General features: G+C 40.5%; 24 protein-coding genes. 17 read left to right on the top strand and 7 right to left on the bottom strand.

Going from position 1 to position 24,114, the window contains the following annotated elements; translation table 11 throughout:
* Positions 1–20: 20 nt before the first annotated feature.
* Positions 21–443, bottom strand: coding sequence for an acyl-CoA thioesterase (locus LEP1GSC203_RS19205; protein WP_039938513.1), 423 nt, complete (start codon positions 441–443; stop codon positions 21–23).
* Positions 444–564: 121 nt separating this feature from the next.
* On the opposite strand from LEP1GSC203_RS19205, the gene LEP1GSC203_RS19200 reads away from it, so the two are divergent.
* Positions 565–1,155 (top strand): TetR/AcrR family transcriptional regulator, encoded by a 591-nt coding sequence (locus LEP1GSC203_RS19200; protein WP_002975771.1) that lies wholly within the window; start codon positions 565–567, stop codon positions 1,153–1,155.
* Here LEP1GSC203_RS19200 and LEP1GSC203_RS20165 read toward each other — a convergent pair.
* Genes LEP1GSC203_RS20165 through LEP1GSC203_RS19185 form a run of 3 tightly spaced genes read right to left on the bottom strand, consistent with a single transcriptional unit; the run spans position 1,145 to position 3,178 of the window.
* Positions 1,145–1,402 carry an LA_0364 family Cys-rich lipoprotein gene (locus LEP1GSC203_RS20165; RefSeq protein ID WP_051064195.1) on the bottom strand — a complete coding sequence of 86 codons (258 nt, stop codon included), beginning with the start codon at positions 1,400–1,402 and terminating at the stop codon, positions 1,145–1,147. The two genes, LEP1GSC203_RS19200 and LEP1GSC203_RS20165, sit on opposite strands and share 11 nt — an antisense overlap.
* On the bottom strand, positions 1,399–2,811 hold the full coding sequence (locus tag LEP1GSC203_RS19190; RefSeq protein WP_002975616.1) for a UTP--glucose-1-phosphate uridylyltransferase: 1,413 nt from the start codon (positions 2,809–2,811) through the stop codon (positions 1,399–1,401). Before LEP1GSC203_RS19190 ends, LEP1GSC203_RS20165 begins: the two co-directional genes overlap by 4 nt.
* 1 nt (position 2,812) lies before the next feature.
* Complete coding sequence (locus LEP1GSC203_RS19185) at positions 2,813–3,178, bottom strand: hypothetical protein (protein ID WP_002975774.1); 366 nt, start codon at positions 3,176–3,178, stop codon at positions 2,813–2,815.
* 115 nt (positions 3,179–3,293) lie between these two features.
* Between LEP1GSC203_RS19185 and LEP1GSC203_RS19180 the strand changes: the two genes are divergently transcribed.
* Positions 3,294–4,142, top strand: coding sequence for an esterase/lipase family protein (locus tag LEP1GSC203_RS19180; RefSeq protein WP_039938510.1), 849 nt, complete (start codon positions 3,294–3,296; stop codon positions 4,140–4,142).
* A 68-nt stretch (positions 4,143–4,210) separates the two neighbouring features.
* On the opposite strand, the gene LEP1GSC203_RS19175 is transcribed toward LEP1GSC203_RS19180, so the two are convergent.
* The 3 genes from LEP1GSC203_RS19175 to LEP1GSC203_RS19165 form a co-directional block, all read right to left on the bottom strand.
* Entirely contained in the window at positions 4,211–4,657 is a 447-nt protein-coding gene (locus tag LEP1GSC203_RS19175; RefSeq protein WP_002975601.1) for a four-helix bundle copper-binding protein, read from the bottom strand.
* A 72-nt stretch (positions 4,658–4,729) separates the two neighbouring features.
* Positions 4,730–5,101, bottom strand: a complete 372-nt coding sequence (locus LEP1GSC203_RS19170) for a hypothetical protein (RefSeq protein ID WP_002975667.1) — start codon at positions 5,099–5,101, stop codon at positions 4,730–4,732.
* Positions 5,102–5,142: 41 nt separating this feature from the next.
* A complete protein-coding gene (locus LEP1GSC203_RS19165; RefSeq protein ID WP_039938508.1) occupies positions 5,143–6,366 on the bottom strand; it encodes a TraB/GumN family protein in 1,224 nt (407 codons plus the stop codon).
* 60 nt (positions 6,367–6,426) lie between these two features.
* Here LEP1GSC203_RS19165 and LEP1GSC203_RS19160 point away from each other — a divergent pair, with 60 nt between their 5' ends.
* The 15 genes from LEP1GSC203_RS19160 (at position 6,427) to LEP1GSC203_RS19095 (ending at position 24,098) form a co-directional block, all read left to right on the top strand.
* Complete coding sequence (locus LEP1GSC203_RS19160; protein ID WP_039938505.1) at positions 6,427–6,930, top strand: chemotaxis protein CheD; 504 nt, start codon at positions 6,427–6,429, stop codon at positions 6,928–6,930.
* A 6-nt stretch (positions 6,931–6,936) separates the two neighbouring features.
* Positions 6,937–7,791, top strand: coding sequence for an HDOD domain-containing protein (locus tag LEP1GSC203_RS19155; RefSeq protein ID WP_002975690.1), 855 nt, complete (start codon positions 6,937–6,939; stop codon positions 7,789–7,791).
* A 36-nt stretch (positions 7,792–7,827) separates the two neighbouring features.
* Positions 7,828–8,364 (top strand): shikimate kinase, encoded by a 537-nt coding sequence (locus LEP1GSC203_RS19150; protein ID WP_002975709.1) that lies wholly within the window; start codon positions 7,828–7,830, stop codon positions 8,362–8,364.
* A gap of 417 nt (positions 8,365–8,781) precedes the next feature.
* A complete protein-coding gene (gene gltB, locus LEP1GSC203_RS19145) occupies positions 8,782–13,359 on the top strand; it encodes a glutamate synthase large subunit (protein WP_002975665.1) in 4,578 nt (1,525 codons plus the stop codon).
* Positions 13,352–14,794 (top strand): glutamate synthase subunit beta, encoded by a 1,443-nt coding sequence (locus tag LEP1GSC203_RS19140; RefSeq protein ID WP_002975730.1) that lies wholly within the window; start codon positions 13,352–13,354, stop codon positions 14,792–14,794. Before gltB ends, LEP1GSC203_RS19140 begins: the two co-directional genes overlap by 8 nt.
* 208 nt (positions 14,795–15,002) lie before the next feature.
* On the top strand, positions 15,003–15,974 hold the full coding sequence (locus LEP1GSC203_RS19135) for an LA_0442/LA_0875 N-terminal domain-containing protein (RefSeq protein ID WP_039938503.1): 972 nt from the start codon (positions 15,003–15,005) through the stop codon (positions 15,972–15,974).
* Between the two features lie 193 nt (positions 15,975–16,167).
* Entirely contained in the window at positions 16,168–17,598 is a 1,431-nt protein-coding gene (gene ccoN, locus LEP1GSC203_RS19130) for a cytochrome-c oxidase, cbb3-type subunit I (RefSeq protein WP_039938502.1), read from the top strand.
* A complete protein-coding gene (ccoO, locus tag LEP1GSC203_RS19125; protein ID WP_002975765.1) occupies positions 17,598–18,293 on the top strand; it encodes a cytochrome-c oxidase, cbb3-type subunit II in 696 nt (231 codons plus the stop codon). The genes ccoN and ccoO overlap by 1 nt, the downstream gene beginning before the upstream one ends.
* Positions 18,294–18,297: 4 nt before the next feature.
* A complete protein-coding gene (locus tag LEP1GSC203_RS19715; protein ID WP_002991638.1) occupies positions 18,298–18,447 on the top strand; it encodes a hypothetical protein in 150 nt (49 codons plus the stop codon).
* 5 nt (positions 18,448–18,452) lie between these two features.
* Complete coding sequence (locus tag LEP1GSC203_RS19120; protein WP_002975696.1) at positions 18,453–18,983, top strand: c-type cytochrome; 531 nt, start codon at positions 18,453–18,455, stop codon at positions 18,981–18,983.
* A gap of 2 nt (positions 18,984–18,985) precedes the next feature.
* On the top strand, positions 18,986–20,305 hold the full coding sequence (gene ccoG / locus LEP1GSC203_RS19115; protein WP_039938500.1) for a cytochrome c oxidase accessory protein CcoG: 1,320 nt from the start codon (positions 18,986–18,988) through the stop codon (positions 20,303–20,305).
* Positions 20,305–20,796, top strand: a complete 492-nt coding sequence (locus LEP1GSC203_RS19110) for a FixH family protein (protein WP_232225949.1) — start codon at positions 20,305–20,307, stop codon at positions 20,794–20,796. Before ccoG ends, LEP1GSC203_RS19110 begins: the two co-directional genes overlap by 1 nt.
* On the top strand, positions 20,793–23,255 hold the full coding sequence (locus tag LEP1GSC203_RS19105) for a heavy metal translocating P-type ATPase (RefSeq protein ID WP_002975653.1): 2,463 nt from the start codon (positions 20,793–20,795) through the stop codon (positions 23,253–23,255). The genes LEP1GSC203_RS19110 and LEP1GSC203_RS19105 overlap by 4 nt, the downstream gene beginning before the upstream one ends.
* Positions 23,237–23,434, top strand: a complete 198-nt coding sequence (locus tag LEP1GSC203_RS19100; RefSeq protein ID WP_002975779.1) for a cbb3-type cytochrome oxidase assembly protein — start codon at positions 23,237–23,239, stop codon at positions 23,432–23,434. Before LEP1GSC203_RS19105 ends, LEP1GSC203_RS19100 begins: the two co-directional genes overlap by 19 nt.
* Positions 23,412–24,098, top strand: a complete 687-nt coding sequence (locus tag LEP1GSC203_RS19095) for a sulfite exporter TauE/SafE family protein (protein WP_002975726.1) — start codon at positions 23,412–23,414, stop codon at positions 24,096–24,098. The genes LEP1GSC203_RS19100 and LEP1GSC203_RS19095 overlap by 23 nt, the downstream gene beginning before the upstream one ends.
* The last annotated feature ends 16 nt before the right edge of the window (positions 24,099–24,114 follow it).

Raw genomic sequence — 24,114 nt, 5'->3', positions numbered from 1 at the left:
TCTACTAAATTTTAAGGAAGTTATTGGTTTTGGTTTAGCTTCTCGTCAGCTTTAAACTTTTCAAGAAATGTTTCAGGAATTTTCCAAGGTCTGTTTTTCTCAAAATCAAAAAAGAGAGCCGAAAAAATAGCTTCGCAAACAAGCGCACCATCTGAGATCCGATACATATTTTGAATTACTTTTCCCTTAATTTTTGACATATCTCTAAAACCTGTTTCGATTCTCACTGCGTCGGGGTGGTGCAGGGGTTTGTGGTATGACAACTCTGCTTTGAGCATCACTGGACCAACTTTTTTGTCCCGCATTTCTTGGATGGAAAACCCTTCCTTTTCTAAGGCTTGGATTCTTGCTTCATCAAAATAGGATTGGTAGACTCCATTATTTACGTGTCCGTTGGCATCCATATGGCTCCAGAGGACTGGGATTTCGGTGGTGTGGGGCATAGTGGTGGGCTCCTGGGGGTAGGGATAGGCTCCCACAGACCGTTCTGTCTGTAAACGAAAAAACAGACAGAACGGTCTGCAATGATTGACATTCTCCCCCCTCCTCCTACACTCAAATTCCATGAAAGGTTCTCCCAGATACCGCATCCTTGAAATCGCAAAAAAAAGATTCTACCAACAAGGCTACTACCACACTGGCATCAACCAACTCGTCCGAGAATCCGGAACCGCAAAAGCTTCTTTTTATGACCACTTCCCATCCAAACGAGATTTGGGAATTCGTGTCATCCAGGCCTATGGAGCCGATGTTCTTATTTGGTTTCGCCAAATTCTCCGAGAGTCGAATAGCCCTGATGATTTCATTTCAGAAATGTCCAAGGCTGTTGCAATCCAAATCAACGAAGATGGTTCTTACTATCAAGGTTGCCCAATTGCCATTTTTTCTTGTCAATTTCCTGTCGGCGAACAACCGTTCAGTGACGAATTTAAATCTATAGTATTCCGATGGGAGTCTTTATTTGCAATGTATATAGGAAGGTGGCAATCAAATGGTTTATTGGAAGAAACTACTGATCCAATGGAACTTGCAAGGGACTTGATCAATATCTACGAGGGAGCGCTGATCAACTGGAGAATTTCTTTGAATGAAGTCTACTTAAAACGTATGTTTGTACAAATGAGCCAAAGATTAACAATTGGAGCTAAAAAATAGTTCCACTTTCGCAGTTTTTTTTACAAGTTTTTTCTAAACCCAAACAACTACCCACTAGCGCAGTAAGGTCTTGGGCACTATAATCCGGACTACTTGTCGAAATCTTGTAAAATGCATCGTTCCGTAAAAAACACTGCCCTTCAATCGTAGAACATTTGTTACGTTCATAACATGCTGATCGAAATGAAAATGGAGAACCGCAATGTATAAATCCAGCAAAAAGGAAAAAATAGAAAATTAGTTTCATAAATCGATAGTTTCGTTTTCAAATTCCTTACGGTTCAAAGAGGAAATTTTCTTTAATTCATTCGATTGGTTTTGGAACTTAACTTTTCCTTTGATGGTAACTGGTACATCAAACAAAACTTTTCCAGTGACCACTAACTCTTCGCAATAAAGAAGAGATGGATACTTTTGAAAAAGATCATCAAACTGGTGTATTTTTTTGTAATGAGATTCATCTAAATTAACTAAAACCTCAGTTAATCCAGCAGATTTTCTTTCCTTTGCCATGGTGAGGGAAAAATCAGAATTCAAAACATAAGCATCCGAACGTCGGATGAGATAATCTTCCGTTTTTTTTACCGGCGCAAACCGATCTCTGGGAATGATGATTCCTTTGAATTTGGGAAAATTTCCCACTGCACTTCCCATGGCAGTTTCCAATTGGATAACTGATTTACCATCTACTTGTTTAGGATTTACGATCAGAGATAATGAAAAATTTCCTTGGTTGAATCTTTCTTTCAAAGCACGAAGATTGATCCAAAGGTTGTTTGTGGAAAAAGTTCTAAATTTTCCAAGACCACTAAATTCATTTTCATGTTCTTCCGGAACCTGTGCTGTTTCTAATAACTCATACTTAATGAATTTTCCACCCACAGTTTTTCTGTAGATGGCTCCCCCTTTTTTATCAGCTAAAGTTTTTGGAGTCATCTCCATGGCAAAATGAATGTCTTCTTTTAAAAGATAACTTACGATATGTGGATCTACCGTCGCACCCAAATTGTCTCCATTGGAGAGGAAGGCAATTTCAAAACCCTTAGAGAGTAATTCATCTAAAATCCCTTCTTGTACCATCGTGAAGTAAATATCACCATGACCAGGTGGGCACCAATTTTCTTTTTCATTTTTATTTTGGATAGGAGCAAAGGTTTCTGCATCTAAACGCGGAACTTTGTTTTGCAAAAAACTGGTTCTTAATGTTTGTTTGAATCCATTTTTTTCTAATTCCTTTTGTGAATCCTTTTGTGTGTTATAAGAATCCATAAAAAGAAGTGGAACTTCGACTTTATACTCAGAGCGAATGTATTCTATTTGTTTGGCCATGACAGCAAGAAAAGACATAGAATCTTTAATGGGGATAAGAGACTTTGCTTTATCAAGGCCCATACTAGTTCCCAGGCCTCCATTCAATTTGATCACTACCAATTTCGAGAGTAGACTAAGATCGGTAGGATAAGAAGAATGAATTGATTCTAGGGAAATTTCATCCGTTTTGGGATCCAAATCCCCCACTTCTTCCCAAGCGACTATTCCTGTTTCGCCGTTTCGAACAAGGTCCACCTTTGTAATAAAATCAGTAATGAAAGCATCCGAAAGGCCAGCAGCTTTCATGGTCTCTCTGATCAGTTGGTCCGATTTCTGTTTCTCCATCTTATTTCCCTTCGTGTGGTTCCCCAAGTTCAATCCGGTGGGGTTCGTCTGGTATCCCCGGATTCCATAGTAAAAATACGAGAATATTCCGACCGTCTTCTTTCGGAACGGCAACGGTTTCTTTCCTTTCGTATTTTGGCATAAAAACTTCGAAATTGTACATCCAATACTTTCCCTTCTTACGAGTTACATGCCGAATCCCTTGTTTTAAAGGGTCTTTTTTCGTCAGTTTTCCATAAGGAAGGGGATACTTTGTTTCCCAAATTTGAGGCAATAACTTCGCGGCCTCTTCATAATTTCCCGGATCGGCTGAAAGAACCGCTGGAATCAAACACAGAAGTAAAATAAGAGAGAAACTATGACTCATACGATTCTAAAAGGCAATCCTATGTAAGTACGGTTATCGGTCAATTCAGGAATTCTTCTGACGCTGGAATTGATTTTCATAGACAAGAATTGAGTCTGACAGAATCATTTAATTCATGTTTCGATTCATAGAATATCTGGAACGTTTTTGGGCGTTATTGTCGTTTTATCTTCCCAGCCATTTGTTTGTGGAGAATAATAAGGATAAAAACATATTGATCGTTCCCGGGTTTCTCGCTGGACGTTCCTACTATTCTAGACTCAAATCCAACCTGGACAACTTGGGATTCAAAGTGGGAATCCTTTCTACTCTCCGTGACCCTTTATCATTAGAAGAAGCTGTCCAATATCTGGCCAAACAAATCCTCACGGCACCTAACGAAGTAACTTTGATCGCTCACAACACTGGCGGACTTCTCGTATTAATTTTACCTGACGAAGCAAGAAGAAAAGTCAAACGTCTTATCACTCTCGGAACTCCCTTCCATGGTTCTGACCGATTTACAAACACAAGACAATCCTATTGGGGTTATGAATCTGATTGGGTAAAAACAAATTACAAAAATGCATTGTTCTTTCCCCTCTTCCAACCTCTCTCTGCCATCGAAGACTTTTCCTTTCCTCCACAAGAAAGTACAGAGTTTGGCCAAGGTCGTGACTTGTGGTTTGATATTCCTGGGAATTATAACTTAGTGAGACGAAATGAAAACATTCGCACACTCAGAGAATTTTTAGGTACTCCAAAAGATAACTTTGCCATCCTCCCTTCTCCCAAAGCAAATCCAGAATTTGCTGTCCCCAAAAAGATTGAAGTGGATTTTTCTAAGTATGAACCTTCGGTTTATAAAAAAAACCAGAAGAAATTAGCTGTGAAGAAAAAAACTGGGGCTAAAAAAACGACTCCGGCCAAAAAATCAAAACCGGCAACTAAACCAAAAGCTAAGAAAAAAGTTAAAAAACGTTAGTATTTTTAAAAGAAAAACTGCCCGCCAAACGACGGACAGCTTACGACAAAGTCTTTCTAATTGAATGGTTAGACTTTTTTTAATTCTTTTATGCAAGCAAGACAGCTGTCTCTGCATTCTTTACATACCGTATGGTGGTTGGCATGTTTATCACATTCCTTTGCACAAGCTTCACAAACCTCAATACATAAGTTTGCTAACTTCTTTGTGTAAGCTGAAGACTGGCTTGCTAATTTCACAAAGGAATCACATAAACTAATGACTTCTCTTGTACTAGTAGCACAGGCAGCCAATGACTTTTCCCCTTTTCCAAGTTCTGTGAGGCAATGGCTGAGACAAACCTCAGCAGAAAGTTGGCAGTGAAGTGCCGCCATCATAGCTTTGGAATACTTTGATTTTCCTGCTGTGGGCATTGCCATCGTAGAATGGTCATGGTCTTCTGCGGAAAGTGTAGATAAAATTCCGGAAACAGCAACTGCCAATCCTGCTTTTTGTAATAATTCTTTGCGATTCATATCGTATAACCTCTGTTAAATTTTCATAATCTTGAAATGTACAATTCATTCACCTAAATTAGGTGTGCCATCTCAAATCAGAAGTCGAATTGTTTGGGTAGGGAAATAAGAAGGAGGAGATCGAAGCGATGATACTAACCAAAGTTTGGATTGGCCCTGAATGAATTTTGGTTCGAGAGCTGCAAATACATTCCAAAAAGTAACCTTTACCGGCTTCCAGATGGGAAAATCAGTCGCAGTAGAAGATTGAAGTTCCTCGTGAGCGAGAGGGCATTCACAAGAATCATCTGAATTTTCATTGGATTCTGCCGTTTGGTGGCAAGGCGGAACAGAAGTCCGTTCCACAAACTTTTCTGCGGAAGTACAAAATCCGAAAACCGAGGATTTACATCCCAGGTAAGTTAGGAAAATTAGAATGAATCCAATTGCAAACTTTCGTTTCATACTTTCTTACTTCAGTGATTAGACGAAACTAATCTTATATCCTAAAATAAATTCTTCAAGCCTTTTCCAGCAACAATAATGGTTCCGATGGTAGATCCAAATTGGGGGAGGAAAAAAACAAGAAAGATATGAAGGACACGGTTTTTCCAAAAACCAACAAAGGTTTCTGAATCTTCTGCAATGTGTTCGAAGTCTTCCACTAAAGGTTTACGCAAATACGATTCAGAAAGTGCACTCACCCAACCTGCTTTGAAAATAGGAATAAAAGTTCCAATGGGAGCTGTGATAAAAGCAAGAAGGATGGAAATAGGATGAGCCCAGGCAATGAGGGCACCTAGGGCTGCAAGTCCCCCTTTGATATAAATGAGTTTGGAAAATAAATCCATACCGGCTTCTCCACCTTGGCTCCAAGTGGTGTAACCAATAAGACCTGCAAAAAATACAGGGTATAGAATGATACTAATATTATCCCACCAATTGCGTTTAGGAACTTCATCTAACACAGATAAGTCGTTCGCTGTATGAATATTTCTTTGGATTCCAGCCAAATGCCCTGCACCCACAACCGCCAAAATCTTTTTCGCTGATTTACCATCGGCTGCTTGGCGAATTTTTTCAGCCAAATACACATCTCTTTCATCAATGATGACATGTTTTACGGATTCATATTTTTTTGGAATTTGAGAGAATAAGTCTTTGAGTATGTCATCCGATTTCATCTCTTCGATTTTATCATCCGAAACATCCTCTTTTACCAAAAGAGATGCAAGGAGAGCACTGAAGAGATACATTTTAGAGAAAAATCCAACATTCCCCCAAGACCTTTTCAATGTGGTTTGGATTTCTCTATCCACAGCGACCACTGGTTTTTTTAAAGACCTGGCCATCGTGATTGCCTTACGCATTTCATCACCCGGTTTGATGTCTTTATTGCCGATTTTTTTCTGAAATGAGGAAAGGATGAGGCTGGATAAAAGCAACCACATCTTTCGTTCTTTAAAAACTTTGAATATATCTAATTTTTTTAAATAGTCCGGATCTTCCACAGACTTCATTCGAGACTCACACAACTCGACACAAATGACATCGGGTTTTAAAGTTCGGATCATTTTTTCGACTTCATCTACACTTTGTTTGGAAACATGTGCCGTTCCCAAAATGTGGACTTCCGTTTTTCCGATGGTTTGGAAGAGATAAGGTTCTGTTGTTTTGAAACCTTTTTTGGCAGATTTTCTTGGGGGAGTTGATTTTTTGATTGAACGCATAAGGAAAGGTTACTATCTATAATACCTAAGTAACGGTTCCACTCTCTAGAAACAAGTAGAATGTCTATTAAATCCAAAATCATCAATGTGGGTATTGCCGACATCAAGGTCGGAAAAGATACGGATGTGCTCCGAACTACATTGGGTTCGTGCATAGGAATCGTTCTGTATGATCCTGAACAAAAGGTGGGGGCTATTTCCCACATCATGCTTGCCAAAGATCCTACAGGAAAGGATGCCACCAAGTTTCCGCATAAATACGGAGAAACTGCCCTACCCATCCTCATCGCAATGATGAAACAACAAGGATCCAACATTGGACAATACTCTTGTCGTATGTTTGGTGGTGCCTCCATGTTTAAGGGAATTAATTCCCAATTTTTGCAAAACATTGGGGAACAGAATATCGCTATTGTCAAAAAATTTATGGAAGAGAATAAAATCCCTGTCATTGTGGAAGATGTGGCCGGGAATGAAGGAAGAACTATCAGTCTTTACTGCGACGACGGACGTGTTTTGTTAAAAAAAGCTGGTATGGAAAAATACCTTTATAAGGTGCGTTAGGCGAATATGCTAAAATCAAAGGTTGATGAAGTATTACAAGACGTAAATAAACTACCTGCCATTTCGTCGGTTGTGTCAAAGGTTTTGGAAAAACTCCAAAAACCCGACGTAAATATTGCAGACCTTGCACAGGAAATTTCGAAAGACCCAGCAATCACTGCAAATGTAATTAAACTTTCTAATTCTGCATACTACAGGGCTTCCAAACCCATCCGCACAGTCCAAGAAGCCCTTATGACACTTGGAATCAAAACGGTTAAAGAAATTGTGCTTCTCACTGCTGCCAAAGGAATCCTTTCTCAAGACTTAAATAGCTACCAATTGGAAGCAGCTCAGCTCTGGACTTCTTCTTTGCTTGTGGCAGAGCTCTCAAGTAAAATCGTACAACACAAAAAACTCAAAATCGACAAAGACCTAGCCTTCACCTCTGGCCTACTTTGTAGTGTGGGTAAAATTGTTCTCGCGCAGTTCTTTAGTCCAGTCATGATGCAAATCAAAGCTGACCTAAAAGACAACCAAGAACCTTTCCCTACGTTAGAAAAAAAGTATTTTGGATACACACATATGGAAGTGTCTGAGAATCTTTTGAAACGTTGGAACTTCCCGCAGGAATTGACTGATGTCGTGGCAAACTACCTCACACCAGAAAATTCAAAAAACAATCCTATTCTCACCTCTGTTGTTCATATTGCGAGTATCCTTATTGTCGTTTCCGGAATTGGAATTGATATTGGTGGAGAGTCTGTTCCCATTTCTCCTTTTGCTCTCAGCCAAACGGGTGTTACGGAAGCTGATATTGAAACTTATTTTGTCCATATTCCGGATTTACAAGCCGGCCTTGCTGATTTGTTAAACGTATAGTTTTTTAGTTTTAATCTCACAATAGAGTCAGATTTTATGAACATTATCTTTATTGGCGCAAGAGGCGCTGGAAAATCCAAAGTCTCTCGCACATTGTCCAAAAAAACCGAATTCCCCGTTGTTTCCACAGACTCTATTGCAGTGTATGAAGCAGGCGGTGTTCCGATTCCCCAATTTGTGGAGAAATCAGGCTGGAAGTTATTCAGAGAATTAGAATATTCCATTTTGCAAAAACTACAAGGTGCCGATGGGATCATTCTTGATTGCGGTGGTGGGATTCTATTTGATTTGGACGCGGCCGGAAACGAAGTCCCTAGCCAAAGAAAATTGGACTTACTCCGTAGTATAGGAAGGATCGTGTATTTGGAACGAGGGTTGGAAGAACTCGTGGAAAAAGTAAAAGGAGATTCAACAAGACCCGACCTTTCCAAAGAAACTTCCTACCGTTCCATTCTAGAAAAAAGACTACCTGTCTACCAAGAAGCAGCTCATTTTAAACTGAATCTTTCGAAACTCTCCAAAGAGGAAGCCACCGAACACATCTTAGATTGGCTAGGAATTAAATCTAAATAATTGAACCAAACAAAGTTCGTAATTTTATCTATATAGTCCATTTTCCTTCCTACCAAAACAGTTTTGAAAGGGAAGGGAATCCTACTGTAAAAAATTCAGTATCCTCATTGCAAACTGCCTCAAAACTAACAAACCCACTTCCCGGATTTGCCGAAAAAGGGTGCTGCGATTTAAGCGATCTTCCTATGGAAGTTGCAGTTCGCTTGTTTCCTGTACTCTAAGTTTTTTTAGACAGAATTCAATCAAGTTTTCAAAATAAGCAAAATGTACACAATGTAATCGACTTGTACCAAAAATATACATTTCCGGACGTTTGATTTTGCCTAAAAATAAATCATTTTGCTGAAAACAAAATAATTGGACAGTACATCCAAATTCAAAAACAAGGTACAGTAATTGCTTTAGAGTAGGGTACGTATGTCAAAATCTAACCAACCACCCATCCTTCCGCCGCTCGGCCCACAGGCCCAAGGTATGTATGATCCTGCCATGGACAAAGATTCCTGTGGTGTTGGTTTTATCGCAAATTATAAAGGCAAACGTTCCCGCGACATCGTTGACAAAGGGATCCGCCTGATGTGTAACCTCGAACACCGAGGGGCAGAGGGAGCTGATCCAAAAACCGGAGACGGTGCCGGGATCATGATCAACATTCCCGATGCATTTTTTAGAAAGAATCTTCCCTTCACCCTCCCCAAAGAAGGTGATTATGCTGTTGGATTTCTTTTCCTACCGCAAAACACAGAAGTGAGAACCGCTGTTGAAAACGTGATTGAAAAAATCATCGTTGACGAAGGGGAAGAATTTCTTGGATTCCGAGATGTTCCAGTAAACAAGGAATATGCGGGAGTAGTTGCTTCCAAAACAATTCCTGTATTCAAACAAGTATTCATTGGTAAAAAATCCAAAAAAATCAAAACTTCGGACGATTTCGAAAGAAAACTGTTTCTCATCCGTCGCCTGATAGACAGACGAATCCGTTCGGAAATGAAATTGGATCGTTCACAGTACTACGTTCCTAGTTTTTCCTCACGTACTATCGTATACAAAGGGATGTTACTCGGTGACCAAGTTAAAAAATTCTACGAAGATTTAAAATCCCCTGATTTAACTTCTGCCTTTTGTTTGACTCATACAAGATTTTCGACTAACACCTTCCCTACTTGGGATTTGGCTCACCCTTATCGCCAGATTGCTCACAATGGTGAAATCAATACACTTCGTGGGAACATGAACTGGATGGCTGCTCGCCAAATGGTAATGCAATCACCACTCTATGGGGATGAACTACGTCGAATGCTTCCGATAGTTATGGAAGGTCAGTCTGATACTGCTACTTTTGATACAGTTCTAGAATTATTAGTCATGGGAGGTAGGTCTTTACCTCACTCTGTGATGATGATGATTCCGGAAGCTTGGTCCAAAAACAAAGCTATGGATGCCGACAGACGCGCGTTCTACGAATACCATGCCACTTTTATGGAACCTTGGGATGGACCTGCTGCCATTGCTTTTACTGATGGTCGAATCATCGGTGCCACTCTCGATAGAAATGGACTCCGTCCCGCAAGATTCGTAGTCACTAAAGATGATGAAGTGATCATGTCTTCGGAAGCAGGAGTTCTCAACTTACCACCAGAAGAAATTTTAGTCCAAGACCGTCTTCGTCCAGGCAGAATGCTTCTCATCGATATGGAAAAAGGACAAATCCTTGACGATGAAGAAATCAAAAAACAAATCGCTACTCAAAAACCATATCGTAAATGGGTAGAAGACAATATGATTCGTTTGGGATCATTGCCTGATCCTGAGAACGTAAAACAGCCGCAACACGAAACCATTTTAGAACGTCAAAGAGCATTTGGTTACACTCATGAAGATGTGTTTACCATCATCAAACCGATGGGAGTTTCTGGAGAAGAACCAATTGGCTCTATGGGTGTGGACTCCTCTTTAGCTGTACTCAGTGAAAAACCACAACCTCTATTCCGTTACTTCAAACAAAACTTTGCCCAAGTTACAAACCCACCTATCGATCCAATCCGTGAAGAATTGGTGATGGAACTTACCACATACATTGGGCCAGAAGGGAACCTACTCTCCGAAGAACCGGAACATGCCCACCGTTTGGAGTTGGAACATCCTATTCTCACCAACGAAGATTTTGAAAAGATCAAACAAATCAGTGAAGGGCATTTTAAGGCCAAAACTTTTGAAATCCTTTTTGATCCATCCAAAAAACATGATATGAGAAACTCACTGGATCGTGTTTGTGCCGATGCGGCAAAAGCAGTTCGGGAACAAGGGGTGAACCTCATCATCTTAACTGACCATGGTGTGGGTGAAAAAAAGGCAGCAATTCCTTCCCTACTTGCAGTAGCAGGACTTCATCACTATTTGATCCGAGAGGGACTCAGAACAAAAGCTGGGATCGTATTAGAATCTGGGGAACCGAGAGAAGTCGCGCACTTTGCTTTGTTATGCGGTTATGGTGCCAACGCCATCAATCCATACCTTGCTTTTGAAACCATTGCCGATTTATCGCAACAAGGATTACTTCCAGAAGTTCCTAATTACAAAGATGCCAAAAAGAAATACATAAAATCCATTGGAAAAGGACTTTTCAAAGTGTTCTCCAAAATGGGGATTTCCACATTACAATCGTATTGTGGTGCCCAAATTTTTGAGGCGGTTGGTCTTGATTCTGAGTTAGTCAACACTTACTTTGCGGGAACCCAATCAAGAATTGAAGGTCTTTCTCTGGAGATGTTGGAAGAAGAAACCGTTCGTCGCCACAAAGCTGCTTATGATCCAACCTTCTTCCCAAATAACTTGGAGCCAGGTGGTGTTCATTATTACCGTAAAAATGGCGATAGCCATCTTTATACTCCGATTACTGTACATAAACTCCAGAAAGCAACACAAGATAACGACTACAAAACTTTTAAAGAGTTTTCTAGCCTCATTGATAACCAGAACGAAAAGGCAATCACTCTTAGAAGTTTATTCCATCTCGACTTTGAAGGATCCAAAGCAATCCCGATTGAAGAAGTGGAATCAGTGAAGTCCATTCTCAAACGTTTCCAAACGGGAGCGATGAGCCATGGATCTATTTCTTGGGAAGCACATACTACTCTTGCAATCGCAATGAACCGAATTGGTGCAAAATCCAATACGGGAGAAGGTGGAGAAGATCCTGTCAGGTTCAAAACTCTTCCGAATGGGGATAGCATGCGTTCGGCGATCAAACAAGTGGCATCAGCTAGATTTGGTGTGACAATGGAATACCTAACCAATGCCGATGATATTCAAATCAAAATGGCACAGGGCGCAAAACCAGGAGAAGGTGGACAACTTCCAGGGCACAAAGTAGACAAATACATTGGATGGCTCCGATACTCTACCCCTGGTGTGACACTGATCTCCCCTCCTCCTCACCATGATATTTATTCGATTGAGGATTTAAAACAGCTCATCTTCGATTTAAAAAACTCAAATCCTAGAGCAAGAGTTTCAGTAAAATTAGTTTCTGAATCGGGTGTAGGAACTGTTGCAGCAGGTGTTGCGAAAGCTCATGCGGATCATATCCTGATTGCTGGACATGAAGGGGGAACAGGAGCAAGTCCTATCTCTTCCATCCATCATGCAGGAACTCCTTGGGAACTCGGACTTTCAGAAACTCACCAAACTCTTGTCGCCAATGGACTTCGTGACCGGGTCTATCTCGCTGTCGATGGAAAACTCCTTACCGGAAAAGATGTGGTAGTGGGTGCCCTACTTGGAGCTGAAGAATTTGGATTCTCTACTTCTGCTCTAGTATCCGTAGGTTGTATCATGATGCGTAAATGCCACTTGAATACATGCCCTGTGGGGGTTGCGACTCAAGATGAATTCTTAAGAAGTAAATTTACCGGCAAACCAGAGTATGTTGTAAACTTTATGACTTTCGTTGCAGAAGAAGTGCGCGAGATCATGGCGAAACTTGGATTTAGAACTTTCGAAGAGATGATTGGCCAAGTGGAAAAAATTAAGTTCAAACGACCTCACCACCATTGGAAGGCACGCGGACTAGATTTTACAAAAGTCCTCCATAGGCCAACTCCTGTCTTCCCTACGGGACTCTTCCGTACGAAAGAGCAGAACCACCATTTGGATGAACAAATCGACAACGAACTGATTCGTAAATCACTTCCAGCGATTGACCACAAACAACCGGTCAAAATCAAAACATCCATTGTGAACCTAAATCGTTCCGTAGGAACAATGCTCAGCCACGAAGTAACAAAAAAATATGGAGTGGATGGTCTTTCTGAAGATACGATCGATATCGAATTCACAGGAACCGCAGGACAATCGTTTGGTGCATTTGTTACCAAAGGGATGACACTTCGTTTGGTTGGGGAAGGAAACGACTATGTTGGGAAAGGTCTTTGTGGCGGAAAACTCATCTTCCAAACTCCAAAAACAGCTCCTTATAAAGCAGAAGAAAATATCGTGATCGGTAACACTTGTTTTATTGGAGCGACCAGCGGAAATGCTTATGTCAATGGAATTGCTGGGGAAAGATTCTGTGTTCGTAACTCAGGGGCCCATGTCATTGTCGAAGGAACGGGTGACCATGGTTGTGAATATATGACCGGTGGGCGAGTCGTCATCCTCGGAGACATTGGACGAAACTTTGCTGCGGGTATGTCTGGTGGGATTGCTTACCTTTGGGATCCAAAGACAAACAAAGAAGCTCTCATCAACAAAGAAATGGTCGACTTAGATCCGTTAACTGATGCATCCGAAATTGCCGAAGTGAAAAAGATGGTAGAAGATCATAAAACATACACAGGTTCCAAACGAGCAGAAGAAGTTCTCGCGAAATGGGACATCGTTGTCAAAGAAATGATCAAAGTGATTCCGAGAGATTATAAAAAAGCTCTAGAAAAAATGGCCGAAGAAAATGCATCGGGAAAACAAAACAAAGAGGGGGTAACAGCTCGTGGGTAAACCAACAGGATTTTTAGAATTTAAAAAAGAATACCTTCAGAAAATTGAACCGAAGGAAAGAGTTAAGAACTATAAAGAGTTCGAAAAACCTTTCGCTGAGACTGTTGCCAAAGACCAAGGCGCTCGTTGTATGGATTGTGGGATTCCTTTTTGTCATGGTGATACAGGTTGCCCTGTAGATAACCTCATCCCCGAATTCAATGATTTTGTTTATCGAGGTCGCTGGAAAGAGGCTTGGGAAAATCTTTCCAAAACTAACAACTTCCCTGAATTTACAGGAAGGCTTTGCCCTGCTCCCTGTGAGTCCGCTTGTACTTTAGGTATCATTGAACCACCTGTTTCCATTAAGTCGATTGAAAGAACCATCATTGATCGTGCTTGGGAAGAAGGATGGGTCATCCCGCAACCTTCTGTTTCCAAGTCGGGTAAAAAAGTTGCTGTAGTTGGTTCTGGACCAGCAGGTCTTGCTGCAGGACAACAGTTAGCTCGTGCAGGACATACCGTAACTATCTTTGAAAAAAATGATCGTATAGGTGGCCTACTCCGCTATGGAATTCCAGACTTCAAAATGGAAAAACGTCACATTGACCGACGAATGAAACAAATGGAAGCAGAAGGTGTTACTTTCAAAACCAATGTAAACGTTGGCGTAGACATTACCGCCAAGCAATTATTAGCTGATTTTGATTCCGTGGTTCTCGCTTGTGGATCGGAAGTTCCAAGAGACCTACCTGTCGAAGGTAGAAAGAGCAAGGGTGTTTACTATGCTATGGAGTTTTTGTCCAAAAACAACAAACATGTAGCAGGTGATGCAATCGAGATTATCGATGCAAAAGACAAACATGTCATTGTAATTGGTGGTGGAGATACAGGTTCTGATTGTGTGGGAACATCCAACAGGCATGGTGCAAAATCAGTTACTCAAATTGAACTTTTTCCAGAACCGCCAAAAGAGAGAGATTCCTCCACTCCTTGGCCACTCTACCCTAAAATGCTTCGAACTTCCACCTCACATGAAGAAGGTGTCAGTCGAAAATGGGCCGTTTCTACAATGGGTTTTAAATCCAATGAAAAAGGCGAAGTCACTGCGATTTACGGATCGGAAGTAAAAGAAGAAAACGGGAAATTCAATCCAGTTCCTGGAACTGAATTTGAATGGCCTGCGGATTTAGTATTCTTAGCGATGGGATTTGTGAATCCCGTCAAAGAGGGTTTACTCGCAGATTTGCAAAAAGAAGGACTAGAACTTGATGGTAGGGGGAATGTAAAGGCAGATTTCGGAACAAAACCGGGATCTTTTGCAACTTCTGTACCGAAAGTGTACGCTTGCGGCGACGTAAGACGGGGGCAATCCCTCATTGTATGGGCCATTTCCGAAGGAAGGAAGTGTGCTGACCAAGTACACCACTTCCTAACGCAAGAAGTAGAGGGATAAAACCTCTTATCTTACGAACCACATTTGGAACAGACCTTGTCGTAACAGGGATAATTTCTTTCCAAATGTGGGCTTACTTTCAAACCTTCTTTTGCAAAAAAATTCTTGCCTAACTTCCAAATTGCAAAAATCATTGGAGAGATCAATTGAAACGTAGCTAGTAGCACTATAGAGATTGTTATATAATATTCCAACACTTGAGATACCCTTGAAACTGACTATTACACAATTCATTAAATTCGCAACACTTTTGGTAGTGCTCGCAAGTAACCTATCCGCTGAGAACATCCTTCTCAAAAAAGGGGGAACTCTCCAAGGTAAGGTAATCGAACAAGACCAATATAAGCTAAAAATTCGAAAAGAAGACGGGACTACTGTTGTTCTCAACAAAACCGACATCCTTAAAGTGGTATACAAAGACCACCTAACTGCAGCAGAGGAAGACAAACTCAGAAAAGCAGAAGAAGAAAAAGAAAGGCTTAAAAAAGAAAAAGAAGACGCAGCACGACTCAAAAAAGAGCAAGAAGATGCAGCTAAATTAGAAAAAGAATTAGCTGCAAAAAATGCAACTGCTGAGGCCGAAGCCAAACGCAAACAAGAAGAAGACGCCAAACTCGCAGAAGCCGACCGCAAAAACCTAACAAAAACAGGTGCCGCTTGGCGATCTGCAGTCCTCCCAGGTTGGGGCCAGTGGAAACAAGGTAGAAAGGTACAAGCCTTTGTTTATCCATCGATCATTGCTGTCGGTTTATTTTTCACATACGATAAACATCGAATGTATTTGAATGCGAAACGCGATTACAACAATTTAGAAAATCCTTATACAACAAACGGTTTGATCCGTGCCGCTTTTACCCCACAAGGTACAGCGACTGTGTCTCCTGCAGAAGCAGTGGTGGCAAGCCAACTTGGTCCTTTCAAAGGACAAAGAGAGTCTGTGGAACGCCATTACCAAGAAATGCAATACATCGGTGTGGCAACTCTTCTTGTGTATTTCTGGAATATCTTTGATGCTTACTACTTTCACCCAACAGGTTCTGGACTTAGTGTGGATGATACACGGAAAGAAAAATTCTTTATGCATTCTTCAGTGGAGCGTGTGGGATACCACCCTACTGCAATTGCAGGAGATCGAGGTATCGAACACCGTACTCAATTAGGATATGAATATACTTTCTAACTGCTGTTAGAAAGTAAGTCCTCAGCACCTTCACTTATTAGACTTATTCTAAGTCTCAACTGACCCCTTGACAAATATCAAGGGGTCAGCCGTAGAACACCAATCTGTTTTTCTTTCCTTTCTTCGTCCTTTTATATACAAAGGAATTAGTTCTCTATACAAATGGAACTGATAAAGATTAAGGAGAGAAACATTGGCTACGGAAAAAACTCAATATGACGATTTCATCGTAAAAGGGTTTATCATTTCAGCGTTAGTCTGGGGCGTCGCATCAATGACATTCGGTGTCATTATTGCCTTCCAGCTTGTATATCCACAGCTGAATTTTGAATTACCTTGGACGAGCTTCGGAAGGTTACGACCTCTACATACCAATGCTGCCATTTTTGGATTTGCATTGAGCGTTATCTTCGCCACAGCGTACCATACAGTACAACGACTGTGCCGAACCAGAATGTGGAATGACACACTTTCCAAAATACACCTTGCATTGTATAACCTAACAATTGTTATTGCAGCAATTACCTTACCTCTTGGATACAGCCAATCAAAAGAATATGCCGAATTAGAATGGCCTATCGACTTATTGATTGTTGTATGGTATGTAATCTTCTTTGCAAACTATTTGATGACGGTAATCAAACGAAAAGAAGAACAAATGTATGTAGCAATTTGGTTCTACATCGCTTCCTTCGTAACAGTTCCACTTCTTTTTATCGTAAACAACATTGTGATCCCAGCAGGATTCTTAAAGTCCTACTCGGTATATGCAGGTGTGTTTGATGCCAACATCCAATGGTGGTATGGACACAACGCAGTAGCCTTTGTTCTTACGACTCCTTTTTTGGGACTTATGTATTATTACCTCCCAAAACACATCAAACAACCCATTTACTCTCATAGACTTTCGATCATCCATTTCTGGTCGTTAATCTTTATCTATATTTGGGCAGGTCCTCACCATTTACTATATTCTCCAATTCCAGAATGGTTACAAACAACAGGGATGGTATTCTCCATCATGTTATGGATGCCTTCTTGGGGTGGTATGTTGAATGGATTCCTCACACTGACCCAAGCAAAAGATAAAATCAAAGTGGATGCTACCCTCAAAATGATGTTAGCTGCAGTCACTTTTTACGGTATGTCTACATTTGAAGGTCCACTTCTTTCCATTCGTGCGGTTTCTGCACTTGGACATAACACTGACTGGATCATAGGTCACGTTCACTCCGGAACACTCGGTTGGGTGGGATTTATGTCTGCCGCTGCTTTATACTATCTTGTGCCAAGACTTTGGAATTCCAATCTCTATAGCGAAAAACTTGCCAATGCACACTTCTGGCTCGGAACACTTGGTATCCTACTCTACATTATTTCTATGTGGGTGTCTGGAATTACAGAAGGTTCTATGTGGAGAGCGGTTGGAGAAAACGGTGAACTCGTATATAAAGACTGGGTAGAAATTGTAGAGTTCTTAAAACCATTTAGACTTTTCCGTGCGATCGGTGGAACACTCTATCTAACAGGAATTATACTAATGGTGTATAACTTTATCAAAACCATTCAAAACAAAGATAGTGGGTTTGTAGAACAAGACTTACGTATAGGAGTGAAATCATAATGTTTGGATTTAACAAATTCTTAGATTGGTTTTCAGAAATTGCAGATCATTGGGACACAAAGGGTGTTAAGTTTACTCTCTATACAACGATTGCTGTTGTAATTGGTGGACTTTTTGAACTCATCCCACCGTTTTTTCTAACTAAAACGGTAACTCCAATTTCCACTGTAAAACCTTATTCCGCATTGGAACTTGCAGGCCGTGACACTTACCAAAGAGAAGGTTGTATCGGATGCCATACTCAAATGGTTCGACCTTTTAAATGGGAAGTGGATCGTTTTGACCCAACCAAGGCTTACGGCAGAACTGGATATTCAAAAGGTGGAGAGTATGTTTATGATCACCCTTTTCTTTGGGGATCTAAACGTACAGGTCCGGACTTAGCGCATGAATCTCAAATGTTACGTTCTGATGAGTGGCATAAAAACCATTTGATCAACCCAAGAACTGTAGGTGGGGTACCTAACTCCATTATGCCAGCTTACCCTTGGTTATTTGAAGAATCACATAAGGTTGATGTAGAACAAGTTGTATCTAATATGAAAGCTCTTAAATCCATCGGAGTTCCTTACACTGAAGAAGACTTTGCGAATGCACCTTCTCTTCTAAAGGACAAAACCGAAGGACAAGCACTCGTTGCTTATTTGCAAAAACTGGGAAGAGATTCTGCTGAGTTGCAAAAAGGTATGAAGTAATATCATGAACGATGCAGACATTCTACTCGTTTATAAAAGTTTGAGATTGCCGATACTCGTGATAGCAATCTCTTACATCACCTACTACGTTTATAAAAAACGTACGAAAGACGAAATGGAGAAACCCAAGTATAGAATGCTTGAGGAGGATTAATACGAATGAAAGAACCAAAAGAAGTAGACGGAATCTTCCAAGCCGATAACCCCATGCCCACTTGGTGGAAATTGGTGTGGCTCATCAGTATCATCGTTTCCATAGGTTATGTTGTATACTTTCACTGGTATTCTGAATGGCCACAAGAAGTTGCATTTGAGAAAGAAGTTGCAGAACATGAAGCTCAATTTCCAGCCAAACAAGCAGTTGTTGTGAACGCAGAAGATGGATCCAACCCTTACCGTGACGATGCAGTTGCAATCAAAGAAGGCGAAGGAACATACAAACAAATTTGTTCCGCTTGCCACGGCCCCACTGCAGAAGGTGCTGTAGGACCGAGTCTTGTTGATAAAGATTGGATTCATGGAAACACTGATAAAGAAGTGTTTAACAACATCATGAAAGGAATTGGACCTGAAAGACAAAAACTCAACCGAGGGGGAATGCCTGCTTGGGAAGGTTTAGGTGCTGAAAAAGTCTATGCTGTAATGGCATGGATTGCCACTAAAAATAGTAGTTTGGTAAAGGCTAAATAAAGATGATCATTTCAAGACCACAAACAGGTAAAGTAAGAACACGGAGAAACTTCGTTATGAGTTTTCTCGTAGGATTATTTTTAGGAGCTCCTTGGGTGGTGTTACCGGAAGGTAGCCCACTCATTCGACTGGACATCCCTCACAGGATGTTTCACCTGTTTGGTGGTCTTTTTATCCCACAAGAAGGACTCATCTTATGGTTTTTCCTTCTGACAATGGGTCTCTCTCTTTTCTTTTTCACCTCCGTCATTGGCCGTGTTTGGTGCGGATGGGGGTGTCCTCAAACAATTTATACCGATCTATTCGATAGAATTGGTCGGTTTGTTTTGGATTCAAAATATGGAAAGAAGGATGCGTCTTTTCACGGAAAACTTAGTGTTTATTTTCTTTGGATCGTTGTGTCCTTTATTGCTTCTTTCCATTGGATTGCTTACTTTGTCAGTCCTTATGAAATGTTAGCCGACTATTTAAGTTTTGCTGCATTTTCACAAACTTACTTTTATTTTACATTATTCTTTACAGCGGCTATGTTTATTGACATCGGATTTATCCGAGAGCAGTTCTGTCGTTATGCTTGCCCCTATGCAAGATTCCAAACTCTCCTCATGGATGAACACTCTTGGAATGTGACTTATGATTTCAAACGTGGGGAACCTCGTAGAGATGGAAAAACCAAAATTGGGGATTGTATCTCTTGTAATATGTGTGTGGTGGTTTGTCCCACGGGAATCGATATTCGCGATGGGCTACAAGTAGGCTGCGTTGCCTGCGGGAAGTGTGTAGATGCATGCACATCCATCATGGCAAAAGAAAATAAAAAAACACTGATTGGATACTTCTCACTCAAACAGATTGAAACCGGAGCCAAAATCAAATGGATTCGTCCAAGGACTGTGATCTATGCAATTCTTTTGACAGTGGTCATTTCAGGAGCAATCGTCCAACTCATCACACGTAGCCCTATGTCGATGATTGCCGCTTCCAATAAATCCATGCCTCCGATTCTCATTCCTGAAAATAAAATCAGAGCTTTTGTGGCTCTACGCATTCAAAACATAGCACCGGTTGAAAAAGAATTTCATCTTTCTGCTTTTGATACAAGGCATGGAAAAGAGATTCTGATTCGTTCTGGCGAAGTAAACAACCAATTCAAATTAGGATCAGGCGAAATTAAAAGTATCTCTGTGGTATTAGAGACACAATCTCTCACCGAACAAGAGCTAAACGAAGGATATTTACCAGGTTCCATTGTGTTAAACAACGCACAGGATCCAGATGAACGATTGGAGAAAAAACTCTCCTTAACATTACCAAGGAGGTAATGATGTTTAAAGAATTGCACCCAAGTCTACGAAACGCCATGTATGTGGTACTCTTTAGTTTTACCGCTCTAGTGGCAGCTACGTTTTACACCATCAGACTTACTTACAAAAATTTTGAACCCGTCATGGATAAAAACTATTACGAAATCGGACTTAACTACGAAAAGGCGATCGAAAACCAAAAGGAACTATTGAAACAAGGTTATGTTTTAAAATCTAATTGGGACAATTTATCCATCATTCCGTTTGGGGAATCTGAGATTTCAGTCCAACTCGAAAAGGGCGGAACGATTACAAATGCAAAGTCGCTGATCGTGTATTTAGAACGAAATGCGACTACAAAAAACACAGTCCATTATAACTTAAAACCAAACGCCAATGGATTTAGTGGAAAAATTCCTCTATTGGAAAAGGGCACTTGGAATTTACGACTGGTTGCAGATATTGATGGTAAATCCTTTGAAAGGGAAGGAAAGATTTCCGTTCGATGAATGAAACCATTTCCGACCTAACCAAAACCGAATGTGACCATTGTGGAAATCCGATTCGTTTGGTGCGGATTGAAGCAAAGGTCGGAAATGAACCCAAAGTATTTTGTTGTGAAGGTTGCGAAACTGTATATTCCATCATCAACTCACTCGGTGGAAGTTATTATTATAACTTAAAAGGGAATACAAAACTTGACCCTGTGAACATAGATGAATCTGATTTGGATGTTGAAAACGAACTCGTATATGAGAAGTTTGTTCGCAACTCAGGAGATCATTCCGAAGTTTCTATCCAAATCACAAACATCCATTGTTCTGCCTGTGTTTGGATTAATGAAAAGGTTCTAAATGAAGAGGAAGGAATCCTATCAGCTCAAATCAATTTTGCTTCTGGTCGTGCTCGGGTTCGGTTCGATCGCTCTAAAATCAAAATTTCTCGGATTTTATCTCTCATCCGTGCCATTGGGTACAAACCAATCCTCTTTTCCCCAACAGAGGGAACTCTCGAAAAAACAAAACAACTCAAAACCCTACTCCTTCGCATTGGTGTCGCTGGGTTTTGTTTTGGAAATATTATGATCCTCAGTGTTGCCTTATACTCTGGGTACTTCACTGGAATTGATTTAGAAATCAAACGTCTTTTCCATTATGCTTCTTGGGTTTTTGCCACCCCAGCTTATTTATATTCCGGATATCCGTTTATGTCTGGATTTTTAACAAGCGTCAGGCGACGCACTCTTTCTATGGACTTTCTATTATTTTTAGGAATTTCCATGGCTTATTTTTATTCTGTTTATGTAACTCTCACTGATGTAGGTGAGGTATATTTTGATTCAGTGGCAATGATTTACTTCTTTATTCTCATAGGGAAGTATTTTGAAGAAAAAGCCAGAGTCTTTGCTTCCGATAAATTAGAATCCATTCTATGCAAACTCCCAGAGACTTCTCTTCGAGTGAAAGATTCTGGGGAAGAAACCATTCCCAGTAGTGAAATTAAAATTGGCGATAAAATCCGTGTGGCTCCAGGAAAACGAATTCCGATCGATGCCATCCTTGTTTCCGAACAAACCTATGTAGATGAATCCTTTCTTACTGGTGAGTCCTTACCCATTCGGAAAAAACAAGGAGACAGTATCCTTGCTGGTTCTCTTACAATGGACAATCCTGCCTTAATCGTTGCAGGTTCAGATTACCATGCTTCTACACTTTCTTCTCTCAAACTCAGACTAGAAGAAGCCTTACATCTCAAACCGAAATTACAAATCCTAACAGAAAGGATCGCTTCCTATTTTATTAGCGTTGTCTTTGGACTCGCCTTTCTTTGTTTTTTTGTTTGGTACTTTGTTTCCGGTGGGAACCTAGAACAAAGCCTTGTGACAACAATTTCTGTCCTCATTGTGGCCTGTCCTTGTGCCTTGGGAATATCTGTCCCGACTGCCCTTGTAACCAATCATATTCTGAATGCAGATAAAGGTGTACTTTTAAAAAATCCTTCTGTTGTAGAAGCATTAGCAAAAGCAAATACAATCTTTTTGGACAAAACAGGGACTCTGACAGAAGGTAAATTTTTAGTAAGACAAGTTTCTGTTTCCGATGACCACCTACCACTTGTTTATCGAATAGAAAAAGAGGTAAACCATCCTTTGGCCAAATCACTTGTGAAGTATCTAGAACCACTTAGCTCTGTAACCAAAAGAGCAAACTCCATCCAACTGCTTCATTTAGAAAACATACCTGGGCGTGGTGTGAAAGCTGAACTAAAAATAGATTCCAAAACAATTTCGGTTCTCATAGGAAACAAAAGTTTACTAGAAAAAGAACATGTCCCCATGGAAAAAATTCCCGAAGGGGAAGGATCCTTAATTTTACTTGCAGTGAATGGAACATATATGGGAAGTTTTTTACTTGCCGATGAAATCCGCCCCGGTGCTCGTTCTTTTGTTTCTTTACTCAAACACTTTGTTCCCAACATTTCGATCCTTTCGGGTGATCGTTATGCTGCTGTGAAGTACATTGCAGAATCACTCGGAATTGAAAAATATTCTTCTGATCTTTCTCCTGAAGACAAACGAAATCTCATTACTACTTCTCAAGAAAAAGGGAACGTTGTCATTATGGTGGGAGATGGAATCAATGATAGTTTGTCTTTAGCACAGGCTAATGTTTCCATTTCTCATACAGAAGCAGAAGATCTCTCATTAGAAAAATCAGATGTGGTTTTGACATCTGGAAATTTGAATGGCCTTGTTCATTCCCTACTTTCTGCAAAAAAAACAAGAGAGGTGATTTTACAAAATATCATCATATCTTTCTGTTATAATTCCATCATGTTGCCTCTAGCCATGTTTGGACTTATGTTACCTGTAATCTGTGCTGTGTTTATGGCATGTTCGAGCTTGACAGTTCTTCTCAATTCTCTATCCATTAGATTTAGGATCCCCCAATGGAAGCCCTCTACTTAACCATCCCTATGGCAATGTGTATTGCCGCCTTCTTTCTTTATGTCTTTATCACTGCCTTTCGCAAAGGTCAATTTGAAGATATAGAATCTCCAAAGTATAGAATGTTCTTCGAAGAAGAAGAATACCCACAAAGTAAGTCGAAACCAAATCAAACTGATGGACCAACTAGCAAATCTTAGCTTCTTTGGATCCATACTTGTTTATGGGTTCGTCAGTAGTTTTCATTGTTTGGTGATGTGCGGTCCCTTTGTTTCCCTTTTACAGACCGAAAAAGGAAAGTCCATTCCCGTTTATCTCTACCATCTTGGCCGTGTGATCTCTTATACGTTTCTTGGTATGGTGCTTGGCTTTCTTGGCAAAGGAGCCAATGCCCTAGGAGATCTAACTGCAGTGAAAGGAGTCGCAGGAGTTTTCACATTCATTTTCCTAATTGTATTTGCAATTCGAACCTATTCTTTTAAATCAAGCTCTTCCTTTGGTACTTTGCCCCAAGGGATTCGAAAGTTTTTAGAACAAGTTCGTTCTCGGTTTAGCAAAAACGGACTTGGATTTGGAATCGGAATCGTGAGTGCCCTACTCCCTTGTGGTGTATTGTATCCAGCCTATGCCGCTTCCTTTGCGACGGGGAACCTTTTCACGGGAGGACTTGTGATGTTTTTCTTTTATTTGGGAACGGTTCCCGCACTCACTGGCCTTAGTTTCATAGTGGGAAAATGGAGGCAGCACATCCAACCGAAATGGATTCCTGCATTTGGTACTCTTGTGATTCTAACTTCTCTTAGTTTTTTACTCTACCGATTGTTTTTCCATGCACATGGTGAATCTTGCGATCATTTACTATAACTCTTGTATCCTACGG

The organism is Leptospira terpstrae serovar Hualin str. LT 11-33 = ATCC 700639, assembly GCF_000332495.1.
Taxonomy (GTDB): Bacteria; Spirochaetota; Leptospiria; order Leptospirales; family Leptospiraceae; genus Leptospira_A; species Leptospira_A terpstrae.
This window is presented reverse-complemented; position numbering and strand designations above follow the sequence as displayed.